The organism is Corallococcus exiguus, assembly GCF_009909105.1.
GTDB classification, from domain to species: Bacteria; Myxococcota; Myxococcia; order Myxococcales; family Myxococcaceae; genus Corallococcus; species Corallococcus exiguus.
Genome location: NZ_JAAAPK010000008.1, coordinates 284,570 through 301,613 on the forward strand (window position 1 = coordinate 284,570; position 17,044 = coordinate 301,613).

14 protein-coding genes are annotated in these 17,044 nt (G+C 70.1%); 4 read left to right on the top strand and 10 right to left on the bottom strand.

What is annotated here, in order from left to right:
* The first annotated feature begins 64 nt into the window (after positions 1-64).
* The gene (gene mutL, locus GTZ93_RS27545) at positions 65-1,948 is read left to right on the top strand and encodes a DNA mismatch repair endonuclease MutL (RefSeq protein ID WP_139920997.1); all 1,884 of its coding nucleotides are present in this window, start codon (positions 65-67) and stop codon (positions 1,946-1,948) included.
* 4 nt (positions 1,949-1,952) lie between these two features.
* On the opposite strand, the gene GTZ93_RS27550 is transcribed toward mutL, so the two are convergent.
* Positions 1,953-2,378, bottom strand: coding sequence for a YciI family protein (locus GTZ93_RS27550; RefSeq protein WP_139920996.1), 426 nt, complete (start codon positions 2,376-2,378; stop codon positions 1,953-1,955).
* Between the two features lie 180 nt (positions 2,379-2,558).
* Between GTZ93_RS27550 and GTZ93_RS27555 the strand changes: the two genes are divergently transcribed.
* The 3 genes from GTZ93_RS27555 to GTZ93_RS27565 all read left to right on the top strand — a co-directional run bounded on the left by GTZ93_RS27555 (position 2,559) and on the right by GTZ93_RS27565 (position 5,059).
* A complete protein-coding gene (locus tag GTZ93_RS27555; RefSeq protein ID WP_120577703.1) occupies positions 2,559-3,293 on the top strand; it encodes a hypothetical protein in 735 nt (244 codons plus the stop codon).
* Between the two features lie 133 nt (positions 3,294-3,426).
* On the top strand, positions 3,427-4,452 hold the full coding sequence (locus tag GTZ93_RS27560) for a tetratricopeptide repeat protein (protein WP_161663100.1): 1,026 nt from the start codon (positions 3,427-3,429) through the stop codon (positions 4,450-4,452).
* 97 nt (positions 4,453-4,549) lie between these two features.
* Positions 4,550-5,059, top strand: coding sequence for a hypothetical protein (locus GTZ93_RS27565; protein ID WP_180945991.1), 510 nt, complete (start codon positions 4,550-4,552; stop codon positions 5,057-5,059).
* 8 nt (positions 5,060-5,067) lie between these two features.
* Here GTZ93_RS27565 and GTZ93_RS27570 read toward each other — a convergent pair whose 3' ends face one another.
* The 9 genes from GTZ93_RS27570 to GTZ93_RS27610 form a co-directional block, all read right to left on the bottom strand.
* A complete protein-coding gene (locus tag GTZ93_RS27570) occupies positions 5,068-6,705 on the bottom strand; it encodes a peptidase associated/transthyretin-like domain-containing protein (protein WP_169819990.1) in 1,638 nt (545 codons plus the stop codon).
* The gene (locus tag GTZ93_RS27575) at positions 6,702-7,286 is read right to left on the bottom strand and encodes a hypothetical protein (protein ID WP_120575373.1); all 585 of its coding nucleotides are present in this window, start codon (positions 7,284-7,286) and stop codon (positions 6,702-6,704) included. The genes GTZ93_RS27570 and GTZ93_RS27575 overlap by 4 nt, the downstream gene beginning before the upstream one ends.
* Positions 7,287-7,305: 19 nt before the next feature.
* Positions 7,306-9,207 carry a sigma 54-interacting transcriptional regulator gene (locus tag GTZ93_RS27580; RefSeq protein WP_139915332.1) on the bottom strand — a complete coding sequence of 634 codons (1,902 nt, stop codon included), beginning with the start codon at positions 9,205-9,207 and terminating at the stop codon, positions 7,306-7,308.
* A 22-nt stretch (positions 9,208-9,229) separates the two neighbouring features.
* Positions 9,230-10,228 carry a hypothetical protein gene (locus GTZ93_RS27585; protein WP_139915333.1) on the bottom strand — a complete coding sequence of 333 codons (999 nt, stop codon included), beginning with the start codon at positions 10,226-10,228 and terminating at the stop codon, positions 9,230-9,232.
* Positions 10,225-12,204, bottom strand: coding sequence for a serine/threonine-protein kinase (locus GTZ93_RS27590; RefSeq protein WP_139915334.1), 1,980 nt, complete (start codon positions 12,202-12,204; stop codon positions 10,225-10,227). The genes GTZ93_RS27585 and GTZ93_RS27590 overlap by 4 nt, the downstream gene beginning before the upstream one ends.
* Before the next feature lie 23 nt (positions 12,205-12,227).
* Positions 12,228-13,325, bottom strand: a complete 1,098-nt coding sequence (locus tag GTZ93_RS27595) for a 6-phosphofructokinase (RefSeq protein ID WP_139915335.1) — start codon at positions 13,323-13,325, stop codon at positions 12,228-12,230.
* Between the two features lie 154 nt (positions 13,326-13,479).
* Positions 13,480-13,959, bottom strand: coding sequence for a hypothetical protein (locus tag GTZ93_RS27600; protein ID WP_120575378.1), 480 nt, complete (start codon positions 13,957-13,959; stop codon positions 13,480-13,482).
* Positions 13,960-14,035: 76 nt separating this feature from the next.
* Positions 14,036-15,043, bottom strand: coding sequence for a CPBP family intramembrane glutamic endopeptidase (locus tag GTZ93_RS27605; RefSeq protein ID WP_161663101.1), 1,008 nt, complete (start codon positions 15,041-15,043; stop codon positions 14,036-14,038).
* A gap of 86 nt (positions 15,044-15,129) precedes the next feature.
* Positions 15,130-16,731 (bottom strand): MBL fold metallo-hydrolase, encoded by a 1,602-nt coding sequence (locus tag GTZ93_RS27610; protein ID WP_139915337.1) that lies wholly within the window; start codon positions 16,729-16,731, stop codon positions 15,130-15,132.
* Positions 16,732-17,044: the final 313 nt, after the last annotated feature.

Sequence of the window (17,044 nt, forward strand, 5' to 3'; positions counted from 1 at the left end):
CAGCCGCGTGTGCCCGTGATGTTCTGGACAACGTCATCCAGGTGGCGGAGGGTGGTTGATCGCCATGTCCCGAATCGCGCGCCTGAGCGACGTGCTCATCAACAAGATCGCCGCCGGTGAGGTGGTGGAGCGCCCCGCCTCCGTGGTGAAGGAGCTGTGCGAGAACTCGCTCGACGCCGGGGCCCGCACCGTCCGCGTGGAGCTGGAGGCCGGCGGCGTGGGCCGCATCACCATCTCCGACGACGGCCACGGCATGAGCCGCGAGGACGCCACGCTCTGCCTGGAGCGCCACGCCACCAGCAAGCTGCGCGAACTGGACGACCTCTTCCACATCGACTCCATGGGGTTCCGGGGCGAGGCCATCCCCGCCATCGCCTCCGTGTCCCGTTTCACGCTGCACACCGCGGAGCCGGACGCGCACGAGGGCACCAAGGTCATGGTGGAGGGGGGCGGCCCGCCCACGGTGGAGGCCGCGCCACCCCGCGTGGGCACGGTCATCACCATCGAGGACCTGTTCTTCAACGTGCCCGCGCGCCGCAAGTTCATGCGTCAGGGCGCCACCGAGCTCAAGCACTGCGAGGAGGCCGTGGTGCGCCTGGCGCTCGCGCACCCGGAGGTCGGCTTCTTCGCCTCGCACGAGGGCAACGAGCTCTTCTCCAGCCCCGCCGCCGAACATGATCCGCGCGAGCGCATCGCCGCGGCCCTGGGCCCCGCGTCCTTCCCGCACCTGTTCCCGGTGGAGGAGCGCCGGCTGGGTGTCGTCGTCACGGGCTACCTCGCGTCGCCGGAGTACACGCTGCCCAACGCGCGCGGCCTCTACACCTTCGTCAACCGCCGCTACATCCGCGACCGCGGCCTCATCAGCACCGTGCAGCGCGCGTTCCAGGACTTCCTGCCCGCGGGCCGTCAGCCGGTGGTGGTGCTGCACATCGACGTGGAGCCCGCCGCGGTGGACGTCAACGTGCACCCGCAGAAGATGGAGGTGCGCTTCGCGGACGCCCGTGGCGTGCAGGACGCGATCAGCGCCGCCCTCTCACGCGTGCTGCGCGCGGCCCCATGGCTGGGCTCGCCGGAAGAGCAGGCCGCGAACCCGCAGCCCCGAGACGCCGCGCACTATGCGCACGCCGTGGAGCGCTTCCTCACTCGCGCGCAGGAAGCCACCTGGGGCGCGCCGCTGCCCACCGCGATGGACGCACCCGGCCCCGACGGTTCCACGCCCGCGCGCCCGCTGACGCCGTCCTATTTCTCGCCGAACGGTGGAGCGCAGGGCAGCGCGTTCCCGGGTCCGTTCCAGGGCCCCCAGGTGCCGGGCCGCTCGCTCGGGTTCGGTGAGGCCCAGCCGCAGCTCAACGAAGCGCCGCCTCCAGGCTACTTCGCGGCGCTGCGCCCCATGGGCCTGTTGGGCAGCCGCTTCCATGTCTGCGAGGGCCCCGGCGGCACGCTGGTGGTGCTGGACCCTCACGCCGCGCTGGAGCGCGCGCGCCTCACCGCGTACCTGCGCCGGCTGGAGGACGAGACGAAGGCGCCGCCGCCGTCGCTGTTCGGCACCACGGTGGACCTGTCGCTGGCTGCGGTGAAGGCGCTGGTGGATGGCCGCGAGGCGCTGCTCAAGCTGGGCGTGGACGTGGAGCCCTTTGGCGGCACGGCGCTCGCGCTCAAGTCGGTGCCGGCGGGCCTGGAGGGCGTGGACCCGCGCGCGCTCCTGGAGGCCCTGTCGCGCGCGTTGCCTCCGCGCAGCGCTCCGCTGGACGTGACGAGCCTGGCGGAGGCCGTGCGCGTGATGGCCTGTCACGCCGCGCGGCGCGCATCGTCTTCGCCGCTCACCGACGCGCAGCTGCGCGCGCTGTTGGGCGAGTTGGACCGCGCGGACTTCACACCCCCGTGCACGCACGGCACGGTGGTGGTGCTGGAGATGCCGCTGCTGGAGCTGGAGCGGCGCGCTCGCTGACGGCTCAGGCCTTGGCCTTCGCCTCGACCTGAGCGCGCAGCGCCTCCTCCTTCGCGCGCAGCTCGCCGGTGGGATCGCTTTCCGCGAAGTCCTCCGCGGAGGCCACCTGGCGGATCTCCACCTCTCCCTCCTGGAAGGGGATGCGGCGCGCCCAGGCGATGGCCTCCTCGCGCGACTTCACCTCGATGATCCAGAAGCCGGCGACCAGCTCCTTCGTCTCCGAGAAGGGGCCATCCGTCACCGTGTTCCCCGTCTTGGAGAACGCCACGCGGGCGCCCTTGGAGCTGGGGTGCAGCCCTTCACCCGCGAGCAGGATGCCGGCCTTCACCAGCTCCTCGTTGTACTTGCCCATCGAGGTCAACTCCTCCGTGGAGGGGAGGCGACCGGTCTCGCTGTCGGTGTTGGCCTTGACGATCATCATGAAGCGCATGGGGAGTTCTCCTGGAACGTCGGGTTCACAATGGCGACGAATGGTAGGGCGCGAAATCGACACGGTGGGGGACGGCCGGAAAATTGACGCGGCATGGCCCCCGGATACGGTGTGCGACACGCCTGTAGCACCGGGCCGCGAGCGCCCGTGCCGGCAGAAAGCCCCGGGATCCGCGCCTTGATGCTCCGCCGTCTGCCGCTCGTCTTCGCCCTCGTCGCCGCGCCAGCCCTCGCCCTTGCCCAGGATGACGGTGATTGGAGCGCGGGGCGGGCTCCCGCCAACCTGGACGGCGTGGGCCGCATCACCGTGCAGGCCGGCTACCGCCTCACCTCCAACGGCACGCTCTACGACGCCTGGTATGGCGCCAAGGGGCCGGGCAACGGCCTGGAGCGCGCGCCGGAGTCCTCGGGTGGTCCGTTCGGCGTGGCCTCGTTCGCTTACGCGGTGTCGGACCTGGTGGAGGTGGGCATCGACCTGTTCGGCACCGCGCAGAACCTGCGCCTGTCCGAGCCCGGGGCCGACGGCACCGTGTCCCGCAAGGTCAGCACCGTGTCGTACGGCGCGCTCCTCGGCCTGCGCTTCCAGGGCGTGCTCGACATCGGACCGCAGGGGCTGGTGCCCTTCGCGGGCGTGCTCACGGGGCCCACGGTCGTCTCCTCGACGCGCGAGGGCTCGTCCCTCAAGGAGAATGTCACCCAGGCCTGGGTGGGCTCGCTCGGCGCCACGCTTCGCCTGTCCGCGGAGTGGGGTATCACCGCTGAATACCGCCTCATGTTCCTGCGCGGCCCCGTGGAGTCTCCAGACGCGGCGAAGTGGCCCGGGCCCTTCAGTTTCAGCCACGGAGGCAGTTGGTTCGGGCTCGGTGTGACGTATACGTTCCCGCCGAATCCGTCCCGCCCGATGGCCTCGTTCTAGAGGCTCGGGAAAGTTCCAAGACGAAAGCAGGCGAGCGCGCGCGGAGCAGGGACTTTCGGGGAATGGTGGCCACCAAGGGCCCTGTTTGGGAGCGGAAAAAGAACCCGCCCCTCATCCCGGAGAGTCCCCTAGCATGCGTGAGTCGGCCGAAGTCATTTCCGGTCCCAGGAAGATGTCCATGCCCCCCTCTGAACAGCCGAAGACTGACCTCGAGAAGGAACTCTCCGAACTCCGCCGCGAGGTCATCGAGTCGCGCAACCTCGTCATCAAGACGGACAACCTGCTGAAGAACCTCCATGCGGAGGTGAAGGCGGTGGGCAAGCGCCACGAGGACTTCCAGAAGCGGCAATGGCTCTCCTCGGCGGTGGCCTACACGCTCTTCGCGGTTCTGGCGGTCGGTGGCGCGGTGCTGGTGAACGGCGCGCGCAGCTCCAGCAACACCAACGAGCGCGAGCGGTTGGAGAAGCAGGTCGCGGACCTCTCCGGGCAGCTGGAGAAGCAGCGCGCGGACTCCACCTCGCACCTGACGGCCCAGCGCGCCGCCAACGAGGTCTACAAGATGATGACCACGCTGCCGGGCGACGAGCGCCTCAAGGGCATCGACGCGCTCGTGAAGCTGGACACGCAGAAGCTGTCCTCGCTGGAGCGCCAGGCCCTCAACGACCGCGCCGCCATCCTGCGCCGTGAGACGGGCGACGCCGCCCTGGAGCGCGGGAAGATCGCCTTCCGCAAGAACGAGATGCCCGCCGTGGTGGAGAACCTGTCGCGCTTCCTGGCGATGAACCCGCAGGAGGCGGACGCGCTGGACGCGTCCTTCTTCCTGGGCACCGCCTACAACCAACTGCGTCAGCACGAGAAGGCCGTGCCGCTGCTGGCCCGCTTCGTGGAAGGCGACAAGAAGTCCAAGACGCGCGACTACGCCATGCTGCTGCTCGCCCAGTCGTACCAGGAGACGGGCGCGTTCGATAAGGCGGCGGACACGGTGCGCGACGCGCTGGCCACGTACCCGGCCACCCAGTACCTGTCGCAGTTCCGCGGCCGTCTGAACTCCGCCAAGCGCGCCGCCTCCGGTGGCGACGCCGCAGCGGTGCCCGCCGCCGCCCCGGCCGCCGCGCCCCAGGCCGCTCCGGCCGTGGCCGCCCCCGCCGCGGGCCAGTAGTCCCCACACCGCCGCCGTCCGGGCAGGGTTCGCCTTCCGGACGGTGTGTAAGGGAAGCATTGCCACCCGGGGTCCAGGGTCGTAAGACCTGGGCCCCGTGTCCGCTCCCGACTCGCAGAAAGACCCCCGCTTCCGCCGCTACCGTGGCGCCGCGTACGCGGTCCACATCACGCTGGCCACGCTGGTCTCGCTGTGGATGATCTGGAACGTGGGGCACTCCGTCGCGGCGATGACGCCCGCGAGGCCCCCGGCCGTGACGCCACCGCTCACCGTGCGCGAATGCCTGGACGCCGCGGACGCGCACTGGAAGGACCTGGAGTCCGAGCGCGAGAAGCTCGTGCACGTCCTCCCCGCCCGCAAGGTCGACCAGGAGTGGATGCGCTTCCGCACGGACTGGCTGACGCGCGTGCGCAAGTCCGAGTCCGAGTGCGCCCTGGAGTCGAGGGATCCGGCGCGCGTGGAGCTGCGCTCGGTGTACCGCCACCTCACGCGGGTGCAGGACCTCTACACCATCCACGCGGTGCAGTACGCGGGCGAGGTGGGCGGCGCGGTGGACGCGCTGCACGCCGCCTTCGACACCGCGCGCCGCAAGGACAGCGGCCGGTAGTCACTGCTTCAGCGCGTGGGCAGCACGGTGGAGTAGCGCCCCGTGCTGTCGGACACTGTCTGCGCCAGCAGGATGGACTCAGGCCGTCCTCCCACCGTCACCACGCGGAAGAAGCGCACGGAAGCGTTCGCCCCGATTCCGTCCGGCGCCAGCGCGGGGTCCGGGGGCAGGGTGATGCGGCCGCTCAACGAACGGCCCCGTGACAGCGTGAAGGCCGCCAGCGTCATCACCTCTGAATCGGCGGTGCCGGCCGGCACGGTGACGAAGCGGCTGACGCGCGGCAGGTTCTCCCCGGGCAGGAAGTCCAGCCGGTACTCGCCCGGGTCCAGGGCCAGCGCGAAGTTGCCGTCGCTGTTGGTGGTGAGGGGCGACTCGAAGCCCAGGGGCGGCTGCGGATAGCCTTCGAGCGCCCCCACCGGCTCCACCACGACGCGCACGCCCGACGCCGGGCCGGTGCCCTCCGGGTTCTTCACGCTGCCCACCACCGTCATGCGCTCCGGGCACGTCACGTCTGGCAGCACCGTGTCCACCGCCGCCACCGCCACCTGCTGGGGCGTCAGACGCGAGGACGAGCTGGGCGGCGGGACGATGACCAGCGTGAGCGGGGACTCCGCGACGCCGGGCAGGGACGTGAGCTGGTAGCGCCCCTGCGCGTCCGTCAGCACCGGCACGCCCTTGAAGGTGCCGCCGCCGGCCACGCGGCCCTGGAGCGACACGCGCGCGCCGGCCATGGGCGTCTGGCCGTTCATCTCCAGCACGCGGCCCTCCACCGTCACGGCCGCGCCGGGGTCGCCCAGCTCCAGCGGGATGGGGAGGATGGTGGACGGATCCACCACGAAGGTCTTCCAGGGCACCAGGTCCCCGGCGTTCACGGGCGTCGCGCGCACGAGCACCGTGGCGCGCCTTGCGTCGTCCGCGCCCAGCACCAACTGGAACGCGCCCGTGTCGCGGGCCACGCGGGCGCGTTGGGACAGCGGGCGCAGGGACTCATCCAGCACCTGCACCTCCATGTCCGCGTCCACCCGCTTCGAACCCTGGAGCATCAGCGTCCCCGTCACCGTCACCACGCGCGACGCGGTGGGCAGGTCGAAGGCCACCATGCCGCCCGAGGAAGGGTCCACGAAGGCGTCGCGCGACAGCGGCGGCAGGGACGGGTCCACCGGCGTGAGCGTCACGGTGTATTGGCCGCTGCCCACGGGCAGCACCCACGCGCCGTCGTCCGGGGTGAGCGTCGTCTCATAGCGCCGTGCCACGCCCGGGATGAGGCGGCTGTCGCCCGTGGCCAGCAGGTGGATGGGGGCGCGGTAGGGGACGGGCGCCGTGCCACCGTCCTCCGTGGCGGTGGTGCCGCTCGTGACGGTGCCCGTCAGGCGCACGGGGCTGAAGAGCTCCAGGTTCTGCTCCGCCCGCAGCCGGTCCACCGGGAAGTCCTGCGCGAGCAGGCCCGCCTTGGGATGGGGCTGCACCTCCACGACGATGTCGCCGCCGGGGTTGCCGCAGCCGTCCACGAAGCACACCTGGCCGGCGGCGCACTCCGCGTCGGAGCGGCACACCAGCTGCTCCGGGGGCGGCTCGTCATCCAGGAAGCCGCACCCGGCCCCGGTCAGCCCGAGCGCCAGCGCCAGGGCCCGGAGCGCGCGCCTCACTGGCAGTCCCCAGCCACGGTGTTCACCACCCACGCGTACGAGGTGACGAAGCCCGGGTTCTTCACCACGCCGCCGTCCGCGAGGATGACTTCGTCCGGAGGATCCGGCTGGCGGTTGGTGAGGTGCCGGTCGGTGACGAACGCCTCGATCAGGTGGATGCCCGGCGGGGCCAGCGGGTTGTTGGCCGAGCGCAGGTCCATGCGCAGCGTGCCGCGGTCGTCACGGCGGGGCTGGCCGGTGTTGGCGAGGACGATCTGCCGGTAGTAGCCCGTGGGGTTGGACGGGTTGTAGTCCACGTACCACTCCACGGTGATGCGGTCGTCGACGTCCAGGTCCTCCACCACCACGTTGAAGTCCTGGGTGCAGCTGCCCACGCCGAAGGCGCGCAGGATGCGCTCGGAGGGCTCCACCTGCTCCTCCACGATGCGGGGCGGGCGGTTCCTGAACTCGGGCAGGCTCTCCAGCAGCGCCACGTCCTGGGGGATGAGGCACCCGGAGCCCGTCGCGAGCGCCGCGAGCCCCAGGGCCGTCACCAACGGCTGGAGGATGCCCCGGGACTGTCGCGTCGCGTGACGGTGCATGGCGTGGCTTGGGGGAACGCTATAGCAGTTCCTCGTTCTCCTCGGGAGGAAGCGGACCGCCCGTCTTCTCCGCCTCCAGTTTCTCCAGGTGGCGGAAGATGGTGCGGGGATCCACCCCCAGGTCCTTGGCCGTCTTGGTGCGGTTGCCGTTGTTCCGGGCGAGGACTTCGTTGATGTAACGCTTCTGGAACTCTTCCTTCGCCTGGAGCAGCGGCATGATGGGCTCCAGGTTCTCCGGCTTGAGGTCCAGGTCGTCCGCGCCGAGCAGCGGCTTGTCCGCCAGCACCACCGCCTTCTTCAGGCGGTTCTCCAGCTCCCGGATGTTGCCCGGCCAGCCGTACTTCTTCATCGACACGGCGGCCGCGGGCGTGAAGCCGCGCGCCTTGGAGTTGAACTCGCGCGCGTACTTCTGGAGGAAGAAGCGGCCCAGGACGATGACGTCCTCGCCGCGCTCGCGCAGGGGCGGCAGCTTCACGGTGACGACGTTGAGCCGGTAGTAGAGGTCCTCGCGGAACGTGTTCCGCTTCACCTCGTCTTCAAGAATCTTGTTCGTCGCGGCCACCACGCGGATGTCCACCGGCTCGCCGCGGTTCTCGCCGACCTTGTAGACAATCTTGTCCTGGAGCGCGCGCAGCAGCTTCACCTGGAGCTGGAGCGGCATCTCGCCGATCTCGTCCAGGAAGAGCGTGCCGCCGATGGCCGCCTGGAACTTGCCGGGCCGCGTGGCCACCGCGCCGGTGAAGGCGCCCTTGGCGTGGCCGAACAGCTCGCTCTCCAGCAGGTTCTCCGGGATGGCGCCGCAGTTCACCGTGATGAACGGGCCCTTGGTGCGCGGCGAGCGGCGGTGGACCTCCCGGGCGATGAGCTCCTTGCCCGTGCCCGTCTCTCCCGTAATCAGCACGGAGATGTCCGTGGGCGCGATCTTGTCGATGCGCTTGTACACGTCCCGCATGCCCTGGCACGCGCCCACGATGTCGCCGTAGCGCTGGTCCTCCAGCTTGCGGCGCAGCTCCGTGTTGTCGAGCTTGAGGTCGTTCACGAGCAGCGCGTTCTGCAAGAGCAGGGACGCCTGCGCCGCGAACACGGTGAGCATGTCCAGGCTCTTGGGCTCGAAGCGGTTCACCAGTCGATCGTTGCCCACGTAGAGCACGCCGAACAGGTCGCCCTTGTGCATCACCGGCACGCACATGACGGAGTGGACCTTGAGGTTCACCACGGACTCGCTGGCCTTGAACTCCGGCGCGTCCAGCGCGTCCGCGACGATGATGGCCTTCTGGTCCTTCACCACCTTGGCGATGATGGAGTCGGACAGCTTCTCCACCGCGTCCTCGATGTTCTCCCGGGCCACGTTGCGCGCGGCCTTCACGCGCGGCTCGCCGCTCTCCATCAGGATGAGGAAGCCCTTGTCGGCGCGGGTGACCTCAATGGCCTCGTCCAGCAGGCTCTCCAGGATGCGGTCCACGTCGTAGCTGCCGAAGAGCCGCTCGCTGAACGCGGTGAGCCGCTTGAGCAGCACCAGCTCGCGGCCCACCACGCCGGGCAGCTCCGCCGTGTGCGAATCAGACGAGGCGGTGGCGGCGGAGGGGAGGAGGGACACCTCCCGCTCGGGCACCTCGCGGCGCACGGGCTCGCGGGGGGCGTCCTCGCGGGAGAAGGTCAGCTCGGTGCCGCCAACCTTGACCACGTCACCGGTGGCGAGCGCGTGATTGTCGCGCCGCTTGCCGTTGACGTGGAAGGTGGCGCCCAGGCTGCCGACTTCGTAGCGGGAGCCGTCGAAGGTGACGTGCAGGGCATTGGAGGGGACGCTGGCGTCCTCCAGTGGCACATCGTTGTCGGATCCCCGCCCCAGGCTGGTGATGCGCTTGAGCAGGGAGACCGTGCGGACCTTTCCATCGGGGGTGCGAACGGTGAGGCTGGCCATGGGCGGACTTTGGGGTTCGGGGCTAGAACGTGAGGGAGAAGCCGGCGCCCAGCCCACCCTTGGTGGAGTACAGCCGCACGCGCGGCGGCGCGGCCTGGGAGACGGTAGGAGAGGGCTTCGGTTCGGGGCGGGACTCGACGGTGGTGCTGCTCACCACCTGGTCCTCGTGGTGGTAGACGGCGTCCACCACGCCCAGGGTGTAGACGGTGTAGAAGCCGGTGGCGGACGCGAGCTTGAGCAGCTGCCAGGTGTCCGCCTGCCGGGCGCGGTCCGTGGGGATGTAGCGCACCGGAATGGACGCGCGGCCGTCCTCGTCCAGCACGTTGTCCAGGTTGATGAGCCGCTCCTCGAAGAGCGAATCGTACGCGAAGAACGCGATGATGCTGGTGATGGCCAGCACGCCTTCCGTCGCGGCGAAGGCGATGCCCATGCCGTTGCGGCCCTGCTGGAACTGGCCGGCGCCGAAGGGGACGAAGTTGACCAGGAAGTTGTGCTTCTCCACGGTGCGCACGGTGACCTGACGGGCCAGCTCCTCCGCGCGGCGGCGCTGCGTCTCCAGGGCGACGCGCTCCTGTTCCCGGCGCTCCTGTTCGGTCTTCTCTCGCTCCAGGCGCAGGCGCTGCTCCTGCCGAAGGAAATCGCGCTCGCCGGACATCTGGTTCTTGAGGTCCTCGAAGTAGGCGACGGCCGGGGGCGGGACTACGAAGGGGTCCAGGCTGAAGTCGGGATCCAACCGGAGCACGGCGCGCAGGTGGCGCTCGGCGTCGTCCGTCTTGTTGAGGTTGAAGGCGGACAGGCCCGCGAGCTTGTGCAGCTCCACCAGGTCCTCCTCCGGCAGGTCGCCCCGGTCGATGCGCTGGCCCGCGCGCTCCAGCACCTCCGCGTACTTGCCGTATTCGAACGACGAGCGCAGCGCGGCGACCTCCGGATCCGCGCCCATGGGCGCCTGGGCGCGCGCGGACGCGGGGCCGAGCAGGGCGGCCAGCAGGAGGACGACGAGAAGCAGCGGGCCTTGGCTCATTCGGGCGCCAGGCTCCCGCGCAGGGTGGTGGGCTTGCCGGGCTCCAGCAGGACGACGCGCTTCTCGGTCTTGTAGCCGGGGGAGGAGATCTCCACCTCCACGCGGTGCTGGAAGCTGGCGGGGCCTCGGGGGGAGCGGATGTCGAAGGGGTGCTGGAGGCTGTCGTTCGCGGCGCGCTCCACGTCGCCCACGCGCACGGTGGCGTCCGGCGGCTGGTAGTCCATGGCCAGCTGCGAGGCCTTCAGCAAGGCGCGCAGGCGGAAGACGTTCTCGCGGTCCGGCTTCACGTCGATGGTCTCCGTGGCGTCCTCGCAGTAGCCGCAGGAGACGATGACGGTGTGCTCGCCAGGGGACAGGTGCACGTCGTGCTGCGCGAGCTGCTGCGCGCCGGCGGGGCCGCCGTCCACGCGGATGGAGCCGTAGGGGCGCACGAGGATGGACACGGGGATCTTGCCGTTGCGCGAGGGCTTGGAGTCGTCCTGTGGGTCGAGGCTGGCGACCACCGTGGGGCGCGAGGGCGTGCGATCCGGAGGGGAGGGGACCCGAGGGTTGAGGTCGCTGTCTCGGCCGGGCGTGCCCGTGCCACCCGTGCCCTGCGCACCGTTGGGTCTCGAGCCCGTGGCCTGCGTGCCCTGAAGGGTGCCCGTGCCGTCGGGCGAACCCGCCGTGCCGCCCGTGCCCTGCGAGCCTTGGACCGCGCCCGTGCCTTGCGTGCCCGTGGAGCCGCCCGTCGTACCGCCAGCCGCGGACTGGGAACCCGGGGTCTTCGAGCCCTCGGCGCGCGGATCATCCGGCTGCACCTTCGGCGTCTCGGGCGCGCTCGCGTTCATCCGGAACAGCTGCCAGCCGCCCAACCCCAACGCGAGCGCCACGCCCGCCGCGATGCCCGCGCGGATGCCGCGCCTGCGCCACGTGCGCCGCCGCTGCTGACGCTGGATGCCCTTGAGCAACCCCAGCGCCCGTTCATTCGTCGCATCCAGCGCGAGCACGTGATTGAGACACGCCAGTGCGCGCGGCGTCCGCTTCTCCGCCAGCTGCCGCTCCCCACGCTCCAGCAGCGCCGCGACGATGCGCTGGCGCGCGAGCCGCTGGTACGACGGCGGATCCGCGAAGAACGAAATCAGCTCCTCGCCCACGCGGGAGAAACCCAGCCCCGCGAGCGCATCCGCCAGCGCGTCGCGCAGCTTCCCCGCGTTCGGGTAGCGCCGCGCCGGGTCGCGCTGGAGGCACGTCGCGCAGATCTCCGCGAGCTCGTCCGACAGCGCGGGCACGCGGCGGCGAGGGTCTTCATACGCCCCGTCCAGGATGCGCTTGAGCGTCGCCGTGGTGTTCGACGCGGTGAAGGGCAGGCGGCCCGTCATCAGCGCGTAGAACATGATCCCCAGGCTGAAGACGTCCGCCTCAGGCCCGGCCTCCAGGCCCTCGATGATCTCCGGCGACATGTGCGCGGGCGAACCCACCAGCGCGCCGGTCACCGTCATCCGGTCCTCGATGTCCAGCAGCCGCGCGATGCCGAAGTCCATGAGCTTGAGGACCCCGTCCTCGCGCACCATGACGTTCTCCGGCTTCAGGTCGCGGTGGATGACGCCCGCTTCGTGCGCGTGCGCCAGCGCCGCCGCCAGCTCGTGGATGATCATCGCCGCCAGCTCCGGCGGCTCCAGCGGGCCTTCATCCAGGTACGTCTTGAGCGTCCGGCCGCGGATGTACTCGGTGACGATGAAGGCGTCGTGCGCCTCCGCCGAGGAGAAGTCGAACACCTCCAGGATGTTGGGGTGGTGCAGCTTCGCCACCGCGCGGGCCTCGCGCGCCAGGCGGCGGCGCGACTCGTCCTTGCCGGCCAGGTGCGGGTGCAGCACCTTCACCGCGACCTCGCGGTCAAGGGCCGTGTCCAGGCCCTTGTACACGACGCTCATGCCCCCGGAGCCCAGCTCCTCCAGGATGCGATAGCGACCGATATGGCGGCCGACGAGCGTCATGGCGTGCGGTGCGCGCTCTCCCCTCAGTCCCCGAACCCGATGCCCATGCTCCGCGCGAACCGCACCAGGTCTCCCTGGACGTCCACGCGTCGCTCCTTGCGAGACTCACTCAGCGGCACGGGGATGACGTCGTTGTTCCGCAGCGCCACCATGTGCCCCCACTGGTTGTCCCGCACCAGGTCCAGCACCTTGCACCCGTAGCGCGTGGCCAGCACCCGGTCCGCCGCGCTCGGGCTGCCGCCGCGCTGCAGGTGGCCCAGCACGGTGACGCGGATCTCCGCCGCGATGTGGCTCGCCAGCAGATCCGCGCACACCTTGCCGGAGCCGCCCAGCCGCACCACGCCCCGCCCCGGGATGTCCGCGGCCTCCGCCAGCACGGACAGCGCGCCACCCTCCGGATACGCGCCTTCGGAGATGGCGATGATGGAGAAGCTGCGCCGCCGCGTGGCCCGCCGCTTCAGCGTCTCCAGCATGGACTCCACGCGGTACGGAATCTCCGGGATGAGGATGAGGTCCGCGCCGCCAGCGATGCCGCTCTCCAGCGTGAGGAAGCCCGCGTGGCGGCCCATGATCTCCACCACCATCACGCGGTCATGCGCCTCCGCGGTGGAGTGCAGCCGGTCCAGCGCCTCCGTGACGATGAGCCGCGCGGTGTCGAACCCGAACGTCTGGTCCGTGCCGGACAAGTCGTTGTCGATGGTCTTCGGACACCCGACGACCTTCAGCCCCTTCTCCGCCAGCTGGTGCGCGATGGACAGCGTGCCGTCCCCGCCAATCGCGACCAGTCCGTCCAGCCGCAACTCCTCGCAGCGGCGAAGGACCGAATCCGACACGTCCCGATCCACCCAGGCATCACCCTCACGCACCGGGTAGGAGAACGGGTTCGCCTTGTTGGACGTGCCGAGGATGGTGCCGCCCTTGGGCAGGATGCCGCGCGTGTCCTCCACACCGAGCGGGCGGACGAGCTCCGGCTCCACCAGTCCCATGTAGCCATTCTCGATGCCGACGAACGAGTGGCCGAACTCGTGCACGCCTCGACGGACGAGGCCACGGATGAGCGCATTGAGTCCCGGGCAGTCGCCACCGCCGGTGAGGACGCCAAGTCGAAGAGGTCGAGCCATAGGAGCGTAGAAAGTCGGACGCGGGTGTCAGTAGGAACGGGCGGCACTATGACAGCAACGTCGGTGCGGATTGTAGGTGCCACCCCAGGGGGGTGCAACGCGCGAATCAGCGGTTGCGTCGGATCCGCGCTCGCCGGGACGCGGGGGCGGCCCCTCAGTCGCGCTTGAGGCGACGCCGGGAGGCCAGCCGGTCCAGGAGGGCCTGGAGGCGATCCTCCTTCTGTGGCGGAAGGGCCCGGTCCGTGGGGGACTGCACGGGCATCTCGCGGGCCATCCGGTACAGCTCCTCCAGCCGCTCCAGCACCAGCTCGTTGCCGGGGCGCTCCTGAAGTGCCCGGCGGTACGCGGCGGCGGCGCCCACATAGTCACCCAACGTGAAGAGTCGCTCGCCCTCCTGCATGGGCGACGGCGGGCCCAGCGGGAGGCGCTGGGGTTCGCGCACGCGGTTCTTCAGGTGCTGCAGCTCCTCCGGCTGGAGGCTGTCGCGCAGCTGGGCCAGCCTGGCGGCCAGGCTCTCTTCGCGCGGAAAGGCGGCCAGGAGGTGCTCGAAGAGCTCGAACGCCTCCGCCAGCTCGCCCCGGCGCAGGGCGCGGTCGGCACGTGCTTCCATGTCGGCCCGGACGGCAGGGGTCATCTCGCGCGGGAGAGTAACTGTTGCCCGCCCGGGATGTCACATGCGGAAAAGCCTGCGCTCGCCGGGTCGCAAGGCCTCAGGCAGGCGTCGCGGAGGACTCCGGCAATACCGCGCTTTCCGTGGTCCGGGCGCTCCGCTTCCAATGGCGGAAGAGCCACACGGCCACCAGCCCGTGGAGCAGGAGCCCGAAGACGCCCTCGCCGTTGAAGACCCAGACCTGACCGCCGAAGAGCCCCGGCCGGCCGTTGTAGACGCTGCCGAAGAGCAGCGGGTTGATGATGTTCCAGCTGATGTGGAAGAGGGCGGGCGGCCAGATGGAGCGCGACGCCATGTAGAGCTGCGCGAACACCACCGCGGCCACGGCGATGGACAGGAGGAACGTCACGTTCTGCCCCACGTGCCCGCGCTGCGTGGAGGAGAAGATGAGGGGCAGGTGGAACGCGGCCCACACCGGCATGGTGATGGCCGCGGCCAGCGCCGGCCGGTGCATCCACCAGCGCACCAGCGTCCCGCGCCAGCCCACTTCCTCACCCAGCTCGCTGGGGACGCCGAAGCCCACGACGGGCCCCCACACCAGCGCGACCAGGCCGTAGCGCAGCCAGCGCCAACGCTCGGGCAGCTTCGCGCCCAGCTTCTCCACCCAGCGCCAGCGCACGGACGCGGCGGCCAGCCACCACGTCACCGTCAGCGCCCAGAACAGGAGGATCATCACCGGCACCGTCGCCACGCCCGTCACCCCGAACGGGCCCTTGAGCAGCTCCGGCTGGAAATGGATGAAGGACGCGTCCCCGGTCGCGAACCGGATCGCGTAGGCCAGCGGCGCGATGACGGCGCCGTACGCCAGCGGCAACGCCAGCCCCAGGAACCACCACTTCCAGCCGGGGAAGGAGAAGCCCACCGCGGAAGGCGGCTCGCGACGGAAGAACCACGAGCACGCGAGGCCCACGATGCCCGGAACGCACATCATCCAGCGCATCAGCCACACGGACTTCTCGCCGCCCGCGATGAACGCCACGGCCATCGTCCAGCTCACCGCGAGCGTCACCGCGATGAACGTGAGGGTTTCTTTCCGGGGATTCCTCATGTTCCGGAGCATACCGGTTGGGCTCGCCCCGTCGAGCCCAACGTACGAGGGGAGGGCGGCCAGGCCGCCCTGCGCCCGCGTGCGAATCAGCCCTTGAGGTGGACCTGCCGCGCGCCCTCGAGTCGTTCGGCCTGGAGGCCGCGCTCGCGAGCGGTGGTGAGCAGCAGATCCGACTCCTTCATGCGGGGCGTCTCCGGCGTGGCGGCGGGCCCGATGATGTGCTCCATCCAGGGCTCCAGGCCCATGGCGTAGTTGAAGATCCGCTTCGCGCCCACGAGTTCCAGGAGGCGCAGGCCTTCGGCGGAGTTGCTGCCGCGGCACCGGCGGTTCTTCTCCAGCTTGCGGTCGCGCTTCTTGGGGAAGAAGCCCTCCAGCATCCACGTGTGCGGCGCGCCGACGATCTCCGTGTTCATGAAGACCGTGTGCAGATCGCCCACCGTGCTGCGCAGGTCGCGGTACGTCGTCTCATCCACGCACATGGAGTCGGCGGCGAAGAACAGGCGATCCTCGCCGGTGCGGATGATCCACGCGGACTTGGCGTGGGCCACGTCGCCGTGCTCGCCCATGAACGGCGCGGCGATGATCTCGCCGTCCGGGATGGGCAGGGATTCGTAGAAGTAGGGCTCCAGCACGTTCTTGAAGCCGAGCGCCTTGCCCAACAGCCGCGGCGAGTAGTCACCCGCCAGGGCGCCGCTCGCGCGCGGCACCATCAGCGTGCCGATGCGGTGGCGCAGGCGCAGCAGCGTTTCGATGTCCAGGTGGTCCGGGTGGCTGTGGGTGATGACCACGTAGTCGATGCGGCGGGGCAGGTCCGCGAAGGACATGCGCTCCAGCGGGCCCATCTTCTCCGGCCGCACCGGCACCACCGCGTCGATGAGGATGGACGTGCCCTTCCACTCCACCAGCACGCACGCGTGGCCCACGTAGCGGATGCGCACCCCCGGCCCGTTCCAGGTCTCGGGAAGGGTCTGCGTCGCCTCCGTGAGCAGGGGCATCAGGTCCGCGTCGGACTTCACCGCGTCGCCCAGCAGGTCGCGGATCCACTCCAGCGGCTTGGGCTCCACGTCCAGGCTGAAGAGCTTGTCCAGGCGCTCGTCGTGGAAGGGCACCTTCCAGTCCAGCTGCCCCGCCTCCATCAGGCGCGGCGTGGTGAGCAGCGAGTCACGCTCCGCGTCCGCCTTCAGCCGGCGGAGCCGCATCGACTGGAGCTCCGTCTTGTGGTGGTGGCCGCGGTACAGCAGGCCTTCGTGCACGCGCATCGACGGGCGGTTCACGTAGTCGTAGACCAGCTCCACCTTGCCCTTGAGCACGTCCGGCAGCCGCGAATACAGTGGCTCCAGGGACTGGCCCTTGGCCTCCGCCAGCAGCTGCGTCTGGAACTCGTCGAACGCCTCCGCCAGCTTGATGTTGTCCTCCTGCGCGGTGGTCATCCGCTGCATGAGCGCCCGCACCTCTTCCGCGCGCTCCGGCGCGATGCCCACGAAGGAGCTGCCGCTCAGCTCCGGATCCTTCGCCGCCTTCGCGTGGAAGTCCGGCGTCTGCAGGTAGGCCTTCAGCAGCGGCAGCAGATAGGCCTGCAGATGCAGGCTCGCGGGCATGGGCGCCACCGTCATCCACCAGGCCTGGAAGTCCTGGACGAGCGGTTCAACGAGAGTGGCGTCCGCGAGGCGATACAGGGGAGCAGTCATGGTGTGCGATCAGGGAGTCCCCGCACCCGCACTCGATTCACGGCGGTTCCAAGAAGGGAACTCGCGGAGTCAAGGGAGGGCGGAGTGAGTGCTGAAGACCAGGAAGCAGGGCTGACAAGCGAATGTGAGCGATTCGAGCAAATTGTTCAAGTTCAGTAGAACCCATTCCTAGTGGTATTCTCGTATCCAGTTCTGCTCCCCCGGACACATTGCAAGGGCGCCTGTGTCACGCACATCGTGCGTGTGCGTCGCACAGGAAGTCGGCCCACTGAAGCCTTTGCGGTGATCTCCGGCTTTCCACATGGGTTCTTCC